Origin of the sequence: Arthrobacter sp. AK01, assembly GCF_021109375.1 — a bacterium.
Lineage (GTDB): Bacteria > Actinomycetota > Actinomycetes > Actinomycetales > Micrococcaceae > Arthrobacter.
Genome location: NZ_JAJOHP010000058.1, coordinates 14,167 through 31,083 on the forward strand (window position 1 = coordinate 14,167; position 16,917 = coordinate 31,083).

Here is a 16,917-nt window from a genome sequence, read left to right on the forward strand (position 1 = left end):
GCGGCTGAACCTAGAGCCTGTTGACGTCTGTTACCCGGACCACCGCGGTGCCGGTCTCGTCTGATGCTGCCAGATCCACCTCGGCCGAGATTCCCCAGTCATGGTTACTTGCGGGATCGTCGAAGATCTGCCGGACCTTCCACGTGCCGGTTTCCTCGGTGATGATCAGCAAACCGGGCCCGCGCGCGTCTGGACCTGTTCCAATGTCGTCGTGTTCATCGAAGTAGTCGTCCAAGACCTCTTCCCAACGTCCTGCGTCCCAGCCGGCTTCCCCGTCGAGTTCGCCAAGCGCCGCAGAGTCTTCATCAGCGAAGAGTTCAACCCTGCGGAACATCTCATTCCGGACCATCACGCGGAAGGCACGGATGTTGGCAGTCAGGAGCGGCGGCGGGGGCGGGGGAGCGTCGTGCTGCGTGGGGCCAAGCCCGGACGTGAGCTCTTCCCATTCGTCCAGAAGGCTGGAGTCAACTTGGCGGACCAGTTCCCCCAGCCACGCAATAAGGTCTTCAAGGTCTTCACGGAGCGAATCCTGGGGAACGGTCTGTCGCAGCGCACGGAACCCGTCAGCAAGATAACGCAGGACGATGCCCTCGGAGCGGGCCAAGCCATAGAACTGCACAAACTCGCCAAAGTTCATGGCGCGCTCATACATGTCCCGGATGATCGATTTTGGTGCGAGTTCGAAGTCGCCCACCCAAGGAGCCGCCTTGCGGTAGACCTCGAAGGCCTCGCCAAGAATCTCCGCCAAGGGCATCGGATAGGTGACTTCATCCAGCATGGCCATGCGCTGCTCATACTCGATGCCATCCGCCTTCATGGCGGCAACCGCCTCGCCGCGCGCCTTCTTTTGCTGCGCCGAAAGAATCTGGCGCGGCTTCTCAAGCGTCGATTCGATGACGGAAACAACGTCCAAGGCGTACGACGGCGACTCCGGATCGAGAAGTTCAAGCGCGGCGAGAGCGAAGGGCGAAAGGGGTTGGTTCAAGGCGAAGTTGGCCTGCAGATGTACCGTCAGTCGGACCGAGCGTCCCTCGGCTTCCTGTTCCTCTTCCGGGATCCGTTCCACCACTCCGGCGGCCAGCAGCTCGCGGTAGATACCCAGGGCCTTCTTCATGAGTTTCAATTGCGCGGGGCGGCTCTCATGGTTCTCGCTGAGCAGGCGCCGGGTTGCGTGGAAGGGATCGCCCGGGCGTTCCATGAGGTTGAGCAACATTGCGTGGGTCACGGTAAAGCTGGACGTCAGCGGATCAGGCACCGACTCGACCAGCCGCTTGAACGTTGGCTCGCCCCAGGACACGAATCCTTCCGGGGGCTTCTTCTTCACCACTTGGCGTAGTTTCTTTTGGTCATCGCCGAACTTGGCGGTGGCCTTGGCCATCGCCTTGGTGTTCTCCACCACGTGGTCCGGAGCCTGGACCACCACCGTGCCGGCGGTGTCGTAACCCGCCCGGCCGGCACGTCCGGCAATCTGGTGGAACTCACGTGAGTTAAGCGATCTGGTGCGTACGCCGTCGTACTTGCTCAAAGCGGTCAACAACACTGTCCGGATGGGCACGTTGATGCCTACTCCCAAAGTATCGGTGCCGCAGATGACTTTCAGGAGCCCGGCCTGGGCCAGTTGCTCCACCAGCCGGCGGTACTTGGGGAGCATCCCGGCGTGGTGCACGCCGATACCGTGGCGGACCAGCCTGTTGAGGGTTTTTCCGAAGCCGGCCGCGAACCGGAAACCAGCAATGAGCTCAGCGATGCGGTCCTTTTCGGCACGGCTGCACATGTTGATGCTCATGAGGTTCTGGGCACGCTCAATGGCTTCTGCCTGGCTGAAGTGCACCACGTAGACGGGGACCTGCTTGGTGGAGAGCAACTCCTCCAACGTCTCGTGAACCGGCGTCAGGTGGTAGTAGTGGTGCAGCGGAATGGGGCGTTCCGCGGAGCTCACGGTGGTGGTGGTCCGACCCGTCAGCTCAGTCAGTCCGGATTCGAAGCGGGAGACGTCGCCCAAGGTGGCGGACATCAGGAGGAACTGTGCCTGGGGGAGTTCCAGGAGGGGCACCTGCCATGCCCAACCGCGTTGGGGGTCGGAATAGAAATGGAACTCGTCCATGACCACCGAACCGAGGTCCGCCGTCGACCCTTCGCGGAGGGCGATGTTGGCCAGGATTTCCGCCGTGCAGCAAATAATGGGGGCATCCTGGTTGACGCCGGAATCACCGGTAATCATGCCCACGTTCTCCGCGCCGAAAATGTCGCAGAGAGCAAAGAACTTTTCGGATACCAACGCCTTGATGGGCGCCGTGTAATAACTCCGCTGGCCGCGCGCCATGGCTTCGAAGTGGGCCGCGATGGCTACCAGTGATTTCCCTGAGCCCGTTGGCGTGGCGAGGATGACGTTGGCGCCGGAGGCGAGCTCCATGATCGCTTCGTCCTGGGCAGGGTACAGCTGCAGCCCGCGGCTCTCCGTCCACTCCACGAACCGTGTGTAGATTTCGTCCGGGTCCAGGGGATCGGCGGAGATGGTACCGGGAAGCTGTTCAAGAAGTTTCATTGGTTTCCAGCTTAGTGCCCGGACGGTTTAGGCTCTGCCCAGCAGTGGTGCCAGACGCGAGGAGGCTTTGATGAAGTGGGATCCGTCCAAGTATGTGGAGTTCGGCAACCATCGGGACCGCCCGTTCCATGACCTCGTCGGGAGGATCCAGGCCAGTGACCCACGGAATATTGTGGACCTCGGGTGCGGACCCGGGAACCTGACTGCGACCTTGACAGAGCGCTGGCCGGAAGCCCGGGTGGTGGGCATTGACTCGTCGGCGGAGATGCTGCTCAAAGCGGAGTCCCTTGCCGGGCAATCCAGCCGCCTGGAATTCGAGCACGGCGACATCGCCACGTGGGTACCAGGTGCCGACACCGACGTCGTCGTCACAAACGCAGCCCTTCAATGGGTGCCGGGTCACCAGGACATGCTGGCGAAGTGGTTGCGCGCCCTCAAGCCCGGCGCCTGGTTTGCGCTGCAGGTCCCCGGCAATTTCACCTCCCCGTCACATACGCTGATGCGCGAACTCGCAGAGTCGCCCCGCTGGGCGTCGCGCTTGTCCGGCGTACTTCGGCACGATGGTGCTGTTGGTAGTCCGGCGGACTACTTGGGCGTGATGCTCGACGCCGGATGCGCGGCGGACGCTTGGGAGACCACCTACCAGCAGGTACTACCGGGCGAGGATCCGGTCCTTCAGTGGGTTCGAGGCACAGGACTTCGACCAGTGCTGGCAGCACTGTCCACAGCGGAGGCTACGGAGTTCGAGGAGCAATACTCCGCGTTGCTGCGCGAGGCCTATCCACCCTCCCGGCATGGAACAATTTTCCCTTTCCGGCGGATTTTTGCCGTTGCGCGAAAGAACGCATGACCGGCCCGGGCGCGTCCCTCCGCGTAGCAATGGCTTTAGTGCGCCGTGATGGCTTGTTCCGTACGGGCGTCGCTGGTCTAATTCTCGGCATGGACCAAGGACGCTTCGAACAACAGACGCCCCGGGTGACCGCGGCTCTCCGTTGGAGTGCTTCGTGACTCCGACAGGTGATTTTCCAGGCGCATGGCGCCCCAACACCAGCAGCGCGGTGGCGCTCTTCGAACAGTTACGGCTGCGGATCATTGAACTCGCCGACGCCGGAGTCCTGGCAGTCGGAGCAAAACTGCCTCCCGTGCGTAACCTGGCCGGAGTGCTGGACGTTGCCCCGCACACGGTGGCCCGGGCATACAAGGAGCTGGAAGCGGCAGGCGTGGTAGCCACCCGTGGGCGGAACGGCACCGTGGTCTGCGCCCGGGACGACCGCTGGGGAGCGCTGGCTGACGTCGCAGCACAATACGCGGCAGCAGCCAAGGCCCAAGGCGCTTCGTTCGCGGAGGCCGTGCAGCTTCTTGCTGCCGCTTACGACGCGGATTGATACCGATCAGTAGCATGTGAGGAACGACATGGAAATTCGAAGAAGTTTTCGATTAGCATTGGTAAGTGCCCAAAGCCTTAGCTGAAGATACCGCCATCGAATCCCTGAACAGCATCCCTGTCGTTCCTGACACCAAGCCCGCGAGGCCAGACCTGTCGCGGCTGGTAGTCAAGGGCGCCCGGGAACACAACCTGCGCAATGTGGACCTGGACCTTCCCCGTGATGCCATGATCGTGTTCACCGGACTTTCGGGGTCCGGTAAGTCCTCCTTGGCTTTCGACACCATCTTTGCTGAAGGACAGCGCCGGTATGTGGAATCGCTGTCCGCCTATGCCCGCCAGTTCCTTGGCCAGGTGGATAAACCTGACGTCGACTTCATCGAAGGCTTGTCGCCCGCGGTATCCATCGACCAGAAGTCCACCAGCAAGAACCCACGCTCAACGGTGGGCACCATCACCGAGATTTATGACTACATGCGTTTGCTCTGGGCCCGCGTGGGCCGCCCGCACTGTCCTGTGTGTGGAGAACCGATCGCCCGTCAGACACCGCAGCAGATCGTCGACCAGCTTCTGGAACTGGAGACGGGCACGCGATTCCAGGTCCTGGCGCCGGTAGTGCGCGGCCGCAAGGGCGAGTTCGTTGACCTCTTCAAGGAACTGACCGCCAAGGGCTATTCCCGTGCCCGGGTCGATGGCGAGCTGGTTCAACTGAACGACCCTCCCAAGCTCGGCAAGCAGTTCAAACACACCATCGAAGTTGTTGTGGACCGCTTGGTGGTCAAGGAAGAGATCAGCCAGCGGCTCACTGATTCCGTGGAAACGGCGCTCGGCCTCGCCGAGGGCCGCGTGCTGGCGGAGTTCGTCGACCTTGATGCCGAGGACCCCGGGCGCATCCGGGCTTTCTCGGAAAACCTGGCCTGCCCCAATGAGCATCCCTTGGCGATCGATGAGATCGAGCCCCGCTCGTTCTCCTTCAACAACCCCTTCGGCGCCTGCTCCGCCTGCAGCGGCATTGGTACGAAGCTCGAAGTGGATGAGGAACTGATCGTTCCCAATCCCGAATTGTCCCTGGGCGAGGGGGCCATTGCCCCGTGGTCCCTTGGCACGGCCACCACGGAATATTGGAACCGTCTCCTCGAGGGCCTGGCACACGAACTCGGCTTCTCCATGACTACCGCGTGGGAAAAGCTCCCCAAGGATGTCCGGAATACCGTACTGCACGGCAAGGACCACAAGGTTGTTGTCCAGTACAAGAACCGTTTCGGCCGGGAACGTAAGTACAGTACGGGCTTTGAAGGTGCCATCCAGTACGTCCACCGCAAGCACGGTGAAACGGATTCCGATTGGGCCCGTGACCGGTACGAAGAGTACATGCGTCAGATTCCCTGCCCTGAGTGCAACGGTGCCCGGCTCAACCCGGCGTCGCTGTCCGTGCTGATCAACGGCAAGTCGATCGCTGAAGTGGCGGCCCTTCCCATGCGTGAATGCGCCGGGTTCCTGGGCAGCTTGACCCTGACCAGCAGGGAAGCCCAAATCGCCAACCAGGTGCTGAAGGAGATCCAGGCCCGCCTGACCTTCCTCCTGGATGTCGGTTTGGAGTACCTCAACCTTGAGCGGCCGTCGGGTACCTTGTCCGGTGGCGAAGCCCAGCGTATCCGCCTGGCAACCCAGATCGGCTCCGGCCTGGTAGGTGTCCTGTACGTCCTGGATGAGCCTTCCATTGGTCTGCATCAGCGCGACAACCGGCGGCTCATCGAGACGCTTACCCGCCTCCGGGACCTGGGCAACACCCTGATCGTGGTGGAGCATGACGAAGACACCATCCACGAGGCCGACTGGGTAGTGGACATCGGACCTGGTGCCGGAGAGCACGGCGGCCAGGTAGTGCACTCGGGCACTTATAAGGAACTCCTGGAAAACACGGAGTCCCTTACCGGTGATTACCTTTCCGGCCGCCGCAAGATTGATATCCCCAAGAAGCGCCGCAAGTACGACAAGAAGCGTGAACTCAAGGTTGTCGGTGCCCGGGAGAACAACCTCAACAACGTTGATGCCACGTTCCCCTTGGGGCTGTTCACGGCGGTGACCGGGGTCAGTGGCTCCGGCAAATCCACCTTGGTGAATGAAATCCTCTACAAGGTCCTCGCCAACAAGCTCAACGGCGCCAAACAAGTCGCAGGGCGCCACCGGACCATCGCCGGGCTGGAGCACCTGGACAAGGTGGTCCATGTTGACCAAAGCCCTATTGGCCGTACCCCGAGGTCAAACCCGGCCACGTACACCGGCGTCTTTGACAACATCCGCAAGCTCTTCGCGGAGACCACCGAGGCCAAGGTCCGCGGATACCAGCCTGGTCGCTTCTCCTTTAACGTCAAGGGAGGGCGCTGCGAAGCATGCTCCGGAGACGGCACGTTGAAGATCGAGATGAACTTCCTGCCGGACGTCTATGTTCCCTGCGAGGTGTGCCACGGAGCCCGGTACAACCGGGAAACCCTCGAGGTCCACTACAAGGGCAAGACGATCGCGGATGTCCTCAACATGCCCATCGAGGAAGGGGCGGAATTCTTTGCCGCCTTCACGCCGATCGCGCGGCATTTGAATACCCTGGTGGACGTCGGCCTGGGCTACGTACGCCTGGGGCAGCCTGCAACCACACTGTCAGGTGGCGAGGCACAGCGTGTGAAACTGGCGGCCGAGTTGCAGAAGCGTTCCAACGGACGCAGCATCTACGTTCTTGACGAGCCCACAACCGGCCTGCATTTTGAGGACATCCGAAAGTTGCTCATGGTTCTTCAAGGCTTGGTGGACAAGGGCAACACGGTCATCACCATTGAGCACAACCTGGACGTCATCAAGTCGGCGGACTGGATTGTGGATCTTGGTCCCAATGGTGGTTCCGGTGGCGGAAAGATCGTGGCCACAGGAACGCCTGAACAAGTGGCCAAATCCACCGACAGCCACACGGCGACGTTCCTGGCCGAAATTCTCGGTTAGTCACCAGAAGTATTCCGGTAGCGGCATGCGAGTTTCAGGCATGCCGCTACTCGTGAGAAACTAACCCGGTGACTCAAACAACGGTGCCCGTAATATTCGATCTGGACGGCACCCTTGTCGATCCTGCCGGCGGCATCACAGGGGGAATCTCTGTGGCCCTGCGTGAAATGAATCTCCCTGTACCGGATCAGGCGGTACTGAATTCCATGGTGGGTCCCAAACTCAGCGATTCCCTGCTGCATTTGGCCAAGGTCCCTGCTGACTTGGTTGATGAAACCATTGAGCGGTATCGACGCCACTACAAGGAAACAGGAATCGGGCAGAGCAAGCTTTATCCGGGCATTTTCGACCTCCTGGAATATTTCGCGGAATCCGGCCGGCCCGCGGCGGTGGCTACGCAGAAGCCGCAGGCAATTGCTCGACTCGTCCTTGAGCACCATAAAATTGCCGATTTCTTCGTCTCCATCCGCGGAGCTGCCGACGACGAATCCCTGGGCGCCAACACCGCTTCGGGCAAGGTCGAAATTGTGGGCGCAGCGTTGGCGGACCTTCATTCCCAGCCGGCTGTGATGGTGGGGGACAGGCACCAGGACGTTGCCGGGGCCATGGCGAACGGCTTGGACTGCATCGGCGTCACGTGGGGATTTGCACCCGATGGCGAGCTTGAAGAAGCCGGTGCAGTGGCAGTAGTCGGCACCGCACTTGATTTGCGCACCAAAATTGAAGAACTTGACGCTGTCCGTGCGGCAGCCCTGAGCGAGGTACAAAACGATGGCAGTCTTTGATGCGATCCGGTGGACCACCCGGGGATTGATTTCCTCCACGTGCCGTCCCACGGTCATTGGGCTGGAGAACGTTCCCAAGGAGGGCCCGTTCATTGTCGCTCCGAACCACCTCTCGTTCCTGGACAGCGTCATCGTTCAGGCCCTGATGCCACGTCCGGTCGCCTTCTTCGCCAAGGCCGAATACTTCACCACCAAGGGCGTCAAAGGTGCCGTGATGAAGTCGTTCTTCGAAGCTGTGGGGTCGATTCCGGTTGAGCGCGGCGAGCAGGCGGCAAGCGTGCAGGCGCTCAAGACTTTGTTGGACATCCTCGAATCAGGCAAAGGCATCGGCATCTACCCTGAAGGCACCCGTTCCCGCGACGGGATCCTTTACCGTGGGCGGACCGGCGTGGGGTGGCTTGCCCTGACCACAGGCGCACCGGTAATCCCGGTAGGGCTCATCGGTACCGAAAAGCTGCAGCCCGCAGACAAGAACGCTGTCCGTCCCCAGCATTTCACCATGAAGGTCGGCGAGCCTCTGTACTTCGACAAGACCGGCCCTGACCATTCCCTGCCGGCCCGCCGTGAAGTCACTGACAAAATCATGGATGCCATTGCCGTGCTCAGCGGTCAGGAACGGTCCACCAGCTACAACCAGAGCAAGTCGGTCGACTAGCACCCCGGCTCTCCTGCGACGGGGTGGCCATGGCTGTCGTTCCGGTTCACTAGACTGGAATCGTGGCAGATCCAGCAAGTTACCGGCCCCAAACGGGTGAAATTCCCACCACCCCGGGCGTCTATCGATTCCGCGACCCCCACGGGCGGGTCATCTATGTGGGCAAAGCAAAGAACCTCCGGTCCAGGCTCAATTCCTACTTTGCCAACCCGGCCGGCCTTCTCCCCAAGACCCATGCAATGGTCCACGCAGCCAGCAGCGTCGAATGGACCATGGTGGGCAGCGAGCTGGAATCGTTGCAGCTGGAGTACACCTGGATCAAGGAATTCAAGCCACGATTCAATGTTGTCTTCCGTGACGACAAGACCTATCCGTACCTCGCCGTCACCATGGGGGAGAAGTTCCCCAGGGTACAGGTGATGCGTGGTGAGCGAAGGAAGGGCACCAGGTACTTCGGTCCCTACACCGCAGGCGCCATCAGGGAAACCATGGACACGCTCCTGCGGGTCTTCCCGGTGCGCAGCTGCAGCGCAGGTGTCTTCAAGCGCGCCCAGTCCAGTGGACGCCCGTGCCTCCTTGGCTACATCGACAAGTGCGCGGCCCCTTGCGTTGGCCGGATCACCCCCGAGGAACATCGTGCCCTCGCCGAGGACTTTTGTTCTTTCATGGGTGGGGAAGCCAAGCGCTTTATCGGCCGGTTGGAAAAGGACATGGCGGCGTCGGTAGCCGAGCTCGACTATGAGCGCGCAGCCGGACTCAGGGACGACATTATCGCCCTTCGTAAGGTCTTTGAGCGCAACGCCGTAGTTCTTGCCGAAGACACCGACGCGGACGTCTTCGCACTGCACGACGACGAACTCGAAGCGTCCGTGCAGGTCTTCCATGTCCGTGGTGGCCGGGTCCGCGGCCAACGTGGGTGGGTGGTGGAAAAGGTGGAGGACGCCACCACACCCGAACTCATCGAACATTTGCTGCAGCAGGTTTACGGCGAAGACAGCGACGTCCAGGGACGGATACCACGCGAAGTCCTGGTACCGGAGAATCCGAGCAACCATGCCGAACTCGCTGAGTGGCTTGGCGGGTTGCGAGGGGCCAAAGTTGACATCCGCGTGCCACAGCGCGGCGATAAGGCAGCCCTGATGTCCACTGTGCGCGAGAATGCCGAACAAGCCCTTAAGCTTCATAAAACGCGCCGGGCAGGCGACATCACGGTCCGGTCCGTTGCCCTTCAGGAGCTTCAGGAGGCACTGGAGATTCCCGTCCCGCTGTTGAGGATCGAGTGCTTCGATATCTCGCACGTGCAAGGCACCAACGTCGTGGCTTCCATGGTGGTAGTGGAAGACGGGCTGCCCAAGAAGGCCGACTACCGCAAGTTCTCCATCACGGGAGCGGCAGCGGCGGACGACACCGCTGCCATGCATGACGTCCTGACCCGTCGGTTCCGGCACTACCTGACGGACAAAGCCGCCCAGGTGCCCGTGGTCTCGGGCGAGATCGTCAACCCGACGCGGGCGGGCACCAAGAGCGTGAGTGAAGCGCCGCCGTCGGACCCTTCCATGCCCGCCCCCAAGGCAAAGTTCGCCTACCCGCCCAACCTGGTGGTCGTGGATGGCGGCCAGCCCCAGGTGAATGCCGCAAAGCGAGCGTTGGCCGGACTCGGCATCGATGATGTCTACGTGGTGGGCCTGGCCAAACGGCTGGAGGAAGTCTGGCTGCCCGACAGCGACTTCCCGGTAATTTTGCCCAGGACATCCCAAGGCCTGTACTTGCTTCAAAGGATCCGGGACGAAGCACACCGTTTCGCGATTACTTTCCACCGGCAGAAGCGCGGCAAGGCCATGACGGTCTCCGTCCTGGACGGCGTACCTGGCCTCGGCGAAGCGAAACGAAAAGCCCTGGTGGCACACTTTGGTTCGCTCAAGAAGATTAAGGCTGCCTCGGTCGAGGAACTCACGTCGGCAAAGGGCATCGGTCCCGCCCTGGCCGCAGCCGTGGTCCAGCATCTGGGTTCTGCGGATGCCAATGATGAAACTGTGCCGGTGATCAACATGACCACCGGCGAAATCCTTGAATCTTAGCTAGGGTAAGAACTTGGCCGTTGGCCGCATAAGCGGTCCGTGGCACGTGGACATGCCAGCAGTGCATGCCCTGCGGCAGGCACCACAGGCTGCAATGATCACTTCCGACGAAACGGGGACAACTGATGGATGAGGCAACGGCAGGATCCGGAACGGAGCAGGACGGCCTCACGCCCGTCAAGCCCCCGGAAGCGGAGCTGCTGGTAGTGACCGGCATGTCCGGGGCGGGGCGCAGTACGGCCTCGGACGCCTTGGAAGATCATGGCTGGTATGTGGTGGACAACCTCCCACCACAAATGCTGGGAACCCTGGCAGAAATTGTCTCGCATGCTCCGAAGTCGATTCCCAAGCTGGCCGTGGTGGTTGACGTCCGCAGCAAGGATCTCTTCACCGACATCCAGACTGCTTTGGGCGCGCTGAGCGCCAGTGGCATCACCTTCCGGGTGCTCTTCCTGGATGCCAATGACGACGTCCTGGTCCGCCGCTTCGAACAAGGCCGCCGTCCGCACCCGTTGCAAGGCGGCGGCAGGATCCTGGACGGCATCGGCATCGAGCGCGAGGTATTGCGTGAATTGCGTGAACATGCCGATGTCGTGCTGGACACCTCCGATTTCAACGTCCACGGCCTGGCGACGGCCATCACCGAATTGTTCAGCGATACCGGCCCGGTGACCCTGCGCCTTAACGTCATGAGCTTTGGCTTCAAGTACGGGCTCCCGGTGGATGCCAACTTCGTGGCCGATGCCCGCTTCATTCCCAACCCGCACTGGGTTCCCAAACTCCGGCCACATACAGGACTGGATGAGGACGTCAGCGACTACGTGCTGGCTGCCGATGGCGTACACGAGTTCGTGGACCGATATGTTCGGGCTTTGGAGCCGGTCCTGGACGGCTACCGACAAGAGAACAAGCACTACGCCACCCTGGCGGTCGGTTGTACTGGAGGCAAGCATCGTTCGGTGGCAGTCGCCGTCGAGCTTTCCAAGCGTCTGGCGCAGTATCCACGCGTGACAGTGACCACCACCCACCGAGACCTGGGACGCGAGTAGTGGGGGTCCTGACGGGACCGTTGCCCCTCATTCCGCCCAAGGGGGTACCCGGAAGCCAGCAGAAGAAGAGCCCCTCGGTGGTCGCCTTGGGCGGCGGCCACGGTTTGGCGGCCTCGTTGTCGGCACTGCGTTTGCTCACGTCGGAACTGACGGCAATCGTCACAGTAGCGGACGACGGCGGCTCATCGGGGCGGCTCCGCGAGGAGTACGGCGTCCTTCCGCCAGGAGACCTGCGGATGGCGCTCAGCGCCCTGTGCGACGACACCGACTGGGGCCGGACCTGGCGTGACGTCATGCAGCACCGGTTCAACGCCGGTTCCGCCAAGGGCGGTTCGCTGGACCATCACGCCATGGGCAACCTGCTCATTGTGACGTTGTGGGAGCTGTTGGGAGACACGGTGGCCGGCTTGAAGTGGGCAGGCGCACTGCTCGGTGCCCGGGGCCAGGTTCTTCCCATGTCCAGCGTGCCCCTCACCATTGAAGGCCAGGCCCGGATTGCGCTTCCGGCCGGCGGCCACGAACTGCAGACGGTTCGCGGGCAGGCAAAGTGTGCCGTGGCCGGCAAACTCGAAGACGTCCGGCTCCTGCCCGAAGACGCTCCCGCCTGCACCGAAGCACTGACGGCCATCGAGCTCGCGGACTGGGTCATCCTTGGACCGGGCTCCTGGTACACCTCCGTCCTGCCGCATTTGCTGCTGCCTGAGCTGCGCCAAGCCCTCGGCGACACTGCCGCCAAGCGCTGCCTGACCATGAACCTTGACGTGGAAACCAAGGAAACCTCAGGCATGACAGCAGCCGACCATTTGGATGTCCTGCGCCGCTACGCACCTGAGTTCAGCGTCGACGTCGTCCTGGCGGATCCTGCTGCGATCCAGGATCTCAAGGCCTTTGAGAAAGCTGCTGGGATGATCGGCGCTGAAGTGGTGTTGGGTAGAGTAGGGGCGTCGAGGCGCCGCCCCGTCCATGATCCACTGCTGTTGGCAGCGGCGTACCACGATATTTTCGGGAACAGTTAGGAACACGCGATGGCACTTACTGCGTCGGTCAAGGACGAACTGTCCCGGCTGGACATCAAGAAATCTTCGGTCCGAAAGGCGGAAGTTTCAGCAATGCTGCGCTTTGCGGGCGGCCTGCACATCATCTCGGGACGGATCGTCATCGAGGCCGAAGTCGACCTCGCCTCCACAGCCAGGCGCCTCCGCGCGGCGATCGCCGAGGTCTACGGGCACCAAAGCGAAATCATCGTAGTCTCCGGCGGCGGCTTACGCCGGGGGAGCCGGTACGTTGTCAGGGTTGTCCGCGACGGTGAGGCCCTCGCCCGCCAGACGGGCTTGCTGGACGGACGTGGACGCCCGGTCCGCGGACTGCCCTCGGTGGTCGTCAACGGCTCGGCCGCAGACGCCGAGGCTGTGTGGCGGGGAGCATTCCTCGCCCACGGATCCCTGACAGAACCGGGTCGCTCGTCCTCGCTCGAGGTCACGTGCCCCGGCCCCGAATCAGCGCTGGCACTTGTTGGCGCCGCCCGTCGTCTTGGCATCCAGGCCAAGGCCCGCGAAGTGCGCGGCGTTGACCGTGTAGTGATCCGCGACGGAGACACCATTGCAGCCCTCCTGACACGAATGGGTGCCCACGATGCCTTGATGGTCTGGGAGGAACGGCGGATGCGCAAGGAAGTACGGGCCACCGCCAACAGGCTTGCCAATTTTGACGATGCCAACCTCCGCCGCTCAGCGCAGGCCGCCGTGGCGGCCGGTGCCAGGGTTGACCGGGCACTGGAGATCCTGGGTGACGACGTTCCGGACCATCTCAAGTACGCGGGGGAGCTCCGGGTGGCCCACAAGCAGGCAAGCCTTGATGAGCTTGGCCGCCTTGCCGATCCACCCATGACAAAGGACGCCATTGCCGGCCGGATCCGGCGCCTCCTTGCCATGGCCGACAAACGTGCAATGGATTTGGGTATCCCGGGCACTGAGGCAAATGTGACTCCGGAAATGATGGACGAATAGCGCACACCCATAGAATCGAAAAAGTGCGGAGGAAATACTGCAAGGCGGCCTCGGGTTGTTCCCGGTGGAGGCAAGAGCAGGTTTCTTCGCCAAGGATTTCCGGTCGGCCCGCTGGCCGGATGAAATAACGAGAGTTACCAACCGGACGACAGTCCACTACATTGGAGGATTTCGTGACAGAGTACGTTCTGCCCGAGCTCGGCTACGACTACGCAGCACTCGAGCCGCACATTTCGGCAAAGATCATGGAGCTGCACCACAGCAAGCACCATGCGGCATATGTTGCAGGCGCCAACAACGCCCTCTCCCAGCTGGCCGATGCCCGCGAGAAGGGCGACTACGCCAACATCAACCGTCTCTCCAAGGACCTCGCGTTCCACACCGGCGGACACATCAACCACTCCGTCTTCTGGAACAACATCTCCCCGGACGGTGGCGACAAGCCCGAAGGCGAGCTCGCAGCTGCCATCGACGACGCCTTCGGCTCGTTCGATGCTTTCCGTGCCCAGTTCAGCGCCGCTGCGCTTGGCCTGCAGGGTTCCGGCTGGGCTTTCCTGGCCTACGAGCCCATCGGTGGAAACCTGCTCATCGAACAGCTCTACGATCAGCAGGGCAACGTCGCAGTTGGCACCACCCCGCTGCTCATGCTCGACATGTGGGAGCACGCCTTCTACCTGGACTACGTCAACGTCAAGGCTGACTACGTCAAGGCATTCTGGAACATCGTCAACTGGGCGGACGTCGCCAAGCGCTTCGAAGCCGCACGCACCAACGCCACGGGCCTCATCGTCCTCTAGTTGGTGAGCCCCGGTTCACGCCGATGTAACAAAAGTCACTTTTTGCGTGAATTGGGGCCAAATGCTGGAAAGCCTGCCTCCGCAGTTGCGGGGGCAGGCTCAGTTAAACGTAAGATGGATCACGGAAGGCGGTTAGCCTTCAGCAACGTGGCTGGTCGCCCTCCGATCTGATAATCACCTCTGCCCAAAGACGTGCGGGGTCTGTTAGTTGGAAATTTTTAATCCGACTCACTAGGCGTGCTTGCAAGAGCACCAAGGAGATTGACACATAGTGACCACCCGTATTGGTATCAACGGCTTCGGCCGCATCGGCCGTAACTACTTCCGCGCAGCACTGGCCCAGGGCGCAGACCTTGAGATCGTCGCAGTCAACGACCTCACCAGCCCCGAGACCCTCGCGCACCTCCTGAAGTACGACTCCGTCGGTGGACGCCTCGCCCAGACCGTGGAAGTTGTCGATGGAAACCTGGTAGTCGACGGCAAGTCCATCAAGGTCCTTGCCGAGCGCGATCCCGCAAACCTCCCCTGGGGTGAGCTTGGAGTGGACATCGTGATCGAGTCCACCGGCTTCTTCACCAAAGCGGCTGCCGCCCAGAAGCACATCGACGCAGGCGCCAAGAAGGTCCTCATTTCGGCACCTGCCAGCGATGAAGACATCACCATCGTGATGGGCGTCAACCACGAGCTCTACGACCCCGCAGCGCACAACATCATCTCCAACGCGTCCTGCACCACCAACTGCCTCGGCCCCCTGGCCAAGGTAGTCAACGATGCCTTCGGCATCGAGCGTGGCCTCATGACCACGGTCCACGCCTACACGGCCGACCAGAACCTGCAGGACGGCCCGCACGGCGATCTCCGCCGTGCCCGTGCTGCTGCCATCAACATGGTGCCCACCTCCACAGGTGCCGCCAAGGCCATCGGCCTTGTCCTGCCGGAACTCAAGGGTAAGCTCGACGGCTACGCCATCCGCGTTCCCGTCCCCACTGGTTCCGCCACGGACCTCACGGTCACTGTTTCCCGCGAAGTCACTGTCGAGGAAGTCAACGCAGCCGTCAAGGCCGCCGCTGAGTCCGAGCAGTTCGCCGGCATCCTGAGCTACACCGATGCACCCATCGTGTCCTCGGACATCGTTGGCGACCCGGCTTCCTCGATCTTCGACTCCGGCCTCACCAAGGTCATCGGCAACCAGGTCAAGGTTGTTTCCTGGTATGACAACGAGTGGGGTTACTCCAACCGCCTCGTAGACCTCACGGAGCTCGTCGCATCCAAGCTGGGCTAGGGTAGACACATGACATCTCACACCCTCAACGAACTCATCGCTGAAGGTGTCCGCGGGCGGTACATTTTGGTCAGAAGTGACCTGAATGTGCCGCTCGACGGCTCTACAGTGACCGACGACGGCCGCATCAAGGCCTCCCTTCCGGTCCTCAAGAAGCTCTCGGACGCCGGTGCCCGTGTGCTCGTAACCGCCCACCTGGGACGCCCCAAGGGTGCCCCCGAAGACAAGTACTCCCTGAAGCCCGCTGCGGCCCGCTTGGCGGAACTCGCAGACTTCAAGGTAGAGCTTGCCGCAGACACAGTGGGGGACTCCGCCAAGGAGCTTGCCGCTGCCCTGCAGGACGGCGAAGTGCTCGTCCTGGAGAACGTCCGCTTCGATGCCCGCGAAACCAGCAAGGACGACGCCGAGCGCGGCGCCTTCGCTGATGAGCTGGTAGCCCTCACGGGAAGCAACGGCGCGTTCGTGGACGACGCATTCGGCGCGGTCCACCGGAAGCACGCCAGCGTCTTCGACGTCGCAACCCGGCTGCCCTCATACCTGGGCGATCTTGTCCACACCGAGGTTGAGGTTCTCCGAAAGCTCACAACGGACACACAGCGTCCCTACGTGGTGGTTCTCGGCGGCTCCAAGGTCTCTGACAAGCTGGCAGTCATCGACAACCTGCTCGGCAAGGCCGACACCATCCTTGTGGGCGGTGGCATGCTCTTCACCTTCCTGGCCGCAGCTGGCCACAAGGTCGCTGGCAGCCTCCTCGAGGAAGACCAGATCCCCGTTGTTCAGGATTACCTCAAGCGTGCCTCTGCTGCCGGAACGTCCTTCGTGATCCCCACGGACGTTGTGGTGGCGAGCCGCTTCGCAGCCGACGCTGAGCACGAGGTCGTGAAGGCCGAGGCCATTGAGGACAGTGCTTTCGGCGCTTCCGGCATCGGCCTGGATATTGGGCCCGAATCTGCCTCGGCATTCGCAGCTCAGATCGAAGGGGCCAAGACTGTTTTCTGGAACGGTCCCATGGGCGTGTTCGAATTCGAAGCCTTCTCCGCTGGCACTCGTGCCATTGCACAGGCCCTGACGGACACGGTTGCCTTCACTGTGGTCGGTGGCGGCGACTCCGCTGCTGCTGTGCGGACGCTCGGGTTCGAGGACTCGCAGTTCGGCCACATCTCTACCGGTGGTGGCGCCAGCCTGGAGTACCTTGAAGGCAAGGAACTTCCCGGCTTAAGCGTTCTGGACCGCTAAGCACCAATCCGGGGGGGGGGGGGGGGGGGGGGGGGGGGCCGGGGGGCCGGGGAGCGAGCCGCTGCAGAAGGGGGGGGTTGGTTGGTGGGGGGGACCGCCGAGCGGG

At 62.1% G+C, this 16,917-nt stretch carries 13 protein-coding genes; 12 read left to right on the forward strand and 1 reads right to left on the reverse strand.

Going from position 1 to position 16,917, the window contains the following annotated elements; all coding sequences use genetic code 11:
- Window positions 1-10: 10 nt before the first annotated feature.
- Window positions 11-2,545: an RNA helicase gene (locus LN996_RS17960; protein WP_231341761.1), complete on the reverse strand. Its 2,535-nt coding sequence runs from the start codon at window positions 2,543-2,545 to the stop codon at window positions 11-13.
- A gap of 70 nt (window positions 2,546-2,615) precedes the next feature.
- Here LN996_RS17960 and LN996_RS17965 point away from each other — a divergent pair, with 70 nt between their 5' ends.
- The 12 genes from LN996_RS17965 to pgk all read left to right on the forward strand — a co-directional run bounded on the left by LN996_RS17965 (window position 2,616) and on the right by pgk (window position 16,811).
- The gene (locus tag LN996_RS17965) at window positions 2,616-3,395 is read left to right on the forward strand and encodes a trans-aconitate 2-methyltransferase (protein ID WP_231341762.1); all 780 of its coding nucleotides are present in this window, start codon (window positions 2,616-2,618) and stop codon (window positions 3,393-3,395) included.
- Window positions 3,396-3,549: 154 nt separating this feature from the next.
- Window positions 3,550-3,930, forward strand: a complete 381-nt coding sequence (locus tag LN996_RS17970; RefSeq protein WP_231341763.1) for a GntR family transcriptional regulator — start codon at window positions 3,550-3,552, stop codon at window positions 3,928-3,930.
- Between the two features lie 65 nt (window positions 3,931-3,995).
- Window positions 3,996-6,923, forward strand: a complete 2,928-nt coding sequence (gene uvrA, locus LN996_RS17975; protein WP_231341764.1) for an excinuclease ABC subunit UvrA — start codon at window positions 3,996-3,998, stop codon at window positions 6,921-6,923.
- A 68-nt stretch (window positions 6,924-6,991) separates the two neighbouring features.
- Entirely contained in the window at window positions 6,992-7,708 is a 717-nt protein-coding gene (locus LN996_RS17980) for an HAD hydrolase-like protein (RefSeq protein WP_231341765.1), read from the forward strand.
- Window positions 7,695-8,363 (forward strand): 1-acyl-sn-glycerol-3-phosphate acyltransferase, encoded by a 669-nt coding sequence (locus tag LN996_RS17985; protein WP_062069713.1) that lies wholly within the window; start codon window positions 7,695-7,697, stop codon window positions 8,361-8,363. The genes LN996_RS17980 and LN996_RS17985 overlap by 14 nt, the downstream gene beginning before the upstream one ends.
- Before the next feature lie 62 nt (window positions 8,364-8,425).
- Window positions 8,426-10,441 carry an excinuclease ABC subunit UvrC gene (gene uvrC / locus LN996_RS17990; RefSeq protein WP_231341766.1) on the forward strand — a complete coding sequence of 672 codons (2,016 nt, stop codon included), beginning with the start codon at window positions 8,426-8,428 and terminating at the stop codon, window positions 10,439-10,441.
- A gap of 125 nt (window positions 10,442-10,566) precedes the next feature.
- Window positions 10,567-11,490, forward strand: a complete 924-nt coding sequence (gene rapZ / locus LN996_RS17995) for an RNase adapter RapZ (protein WP_159699769.1) — start codon at window positions 10,567-10,569, stop codon at window positions 11,488-11,490.
- A complete protein-coding gene (gene yvcK / locus LN996_RS18000; RefSeq protein WP_231341767.1) occupies window positions 11,490-12,506 on the forward strand; it encodes a uridine diphosphate-N-acetylglucosamine-binding protein YvcK in 1,017 nt (338 codons plus the stop codon). The genes rapZ and yvcK overlap by 1 nt, the downstream gene beginning before the upstream one ends.
- A 9-nt stretch (window positions 12,507-12,515) precedes the next feature.
- The gene (whiA, locus tag LN996_RS18005) at window positions 12,516-13,496 is read left to right on the forward strand and encodes a DNA-binding protein WhiA (protein WP_159699763.1); all 981 of its coding nucleotides are present in this window, start codon (window positions 12,516-12,518) and stop codon (window positions 13,494-13,496) included.
- 173 nt (window positions 13,497-13,669) lie between these two features.
- Window positions 13,670-14,293: a superoxide dismutase gene (locus LN996_RS18010; protein ID WP_231341768.1), complete on the forward strand. Its 624-nt coding sequence runs from the start codon at window positions 13,670-13,672 to the stop codon at window positions 14,291-14,293.
- Window positions 14,294-14,564: 271 nt separating this feature from the next.
- Window positions 14,565-15,575, forward strand: coding sequence for a type I glyceraldehyde-3-phosphate dehydrogenase (gene gap, locus LN996_RS18015; RefSeq protein ID WP_089595055.1), 1,011 nt, complete (start codon window positions 14,565-14,567; stop codon window positions 15,573-15,575).
- A gap of 9 nt (window positions 15,576-15,584) precedes the next feature.
- Window positions 15,585-16,811 carry a phosphoglycerate kinase gene (gene pgk / locus LN996_RS18020; RefSeq protein WP_231341769.1) on the forward strand — a complete coding sequence of 409 codons (1,227 nt, stop codon included), beginning with the start codon at window positions 15,585-15,587 and terminating at the stop codon, window positions 16,809-16,811.
- Window positions 16,812-16,917 lie beyond the last annotated feature (106 nt).

Coding starts and splice junctions, on each gene's coding strand:
- LN996_RS17960 (WP_231341761.1), bottom strand. CDS start 2,545: ATGAAACTTCTTGAACAGCTTCCCGGTACCATCTCCGCCGATCCCCTG.
- LN996_RS17965 (WP_231341762.1), top strand. CDS start 2,616: ATGAAGTGGGATCCGTCCAAGTATGTGGAGTTCGGCAACCATCGGGAC.
- LN996_RS17985 (WP_062069713.1), top strand. CDS start 7,695: ATGGCAGTCTTTGATGCGATCCGGTGGACCACCCGGGGATTGATTTCC.
- rapZ (WP_159699769.1), top strand. CDS start 10,567: ATGGATGAGGCAACGGCAGGATCCGGAACGGAGCAGGACGGCCTCACG.
- whiA (WP_159699763.1), top strand. CDS start 12,516: ATGGCACTTACTGCGTCGGTCAAGGACGAACTGTCCCGGCTGGACATC.
- pgk (WP_231341769.1), top strand. CDS start 15,585: ATGACATCTCACACCCTCAACGAACTCATCGCTGAAGGTGTCCGCGGG.